General features: G+C 62.9%; 1 protein-coding gene. It reads left to right on the top strand.

What is annotated here, in order from left to right:
• Window positions 1-582: alpha/beta hydrolase (locus EOA85_RS36785; protein ID WP_164760199.1), on the top strand; the 582-nt coding region annotated here is incomplete at both ends.

Below are 582 nucleotides of genomic sequence, written 5' to 3'. Positions count from 1 at the left end.
GCCAATGCAGCCGGTCTTGTGGGTAAGGGGTTTCGGGTCATCGCGCCGTCGCGCTTCGGCTATCTGCGCACGCCCGTTCCGCAGGATACCTCTCCAGCCGCGCAGGCCGATGCGCACGCGGCGTTGCTGTCCAAACTGGACGTTCCCAAAGCGGTGGTCGTCGGCGTTTCGGCAGGGGCGCGTTCTGCGGTCGAGCTGACGCTCCGGCACCCGGACAAGGTCACCGCTCTCATTCTGATCGTTCCAGGCCTTTATTCGCCCACCAGTCCGGTCTCGATTGAAGCGAGCCGTGGCAACAAGTTCGTATTCAGGGTCGTCAATGCCGGCGGCGACTTCGCATGGTGGGCCACCGAGAAGATCGCGCCGTCAGTGCTCGTTCGCTTCCTCGGGGTTCGGCCCGCACTGGTTGCGGCTGCGCCTCGGGCCGAGCGGAACCGCGTCATGAGTATCGTCAAGAGTGTTGAGCCGTTGTCGCTGCGCTTCCCCGGAATCAACATCGATAGCGCCCCCGCGTTACATGTTCTGCCGTTGGAAGTAATTACGGCGCCGACGATCATTATTTCTGCGCGCGACGACCTGTTT

It is taken from the genome of Mesorhizobium sp. M5C.F.Ca.IN.020.29.1.1 (assembly GCF_003997375.1).
GTDB classification, from domain to species: domain Bacteria; phylum Pseudomonadota; class Alphaproteobacteria; order Rhizobiales; family Rhizobiaceae; genus Mesorhizobium; species Mesorhizobium wenxiniae.
This window is presented reverse-complemented; position numbering and strand designations above follow the sequence as displayed.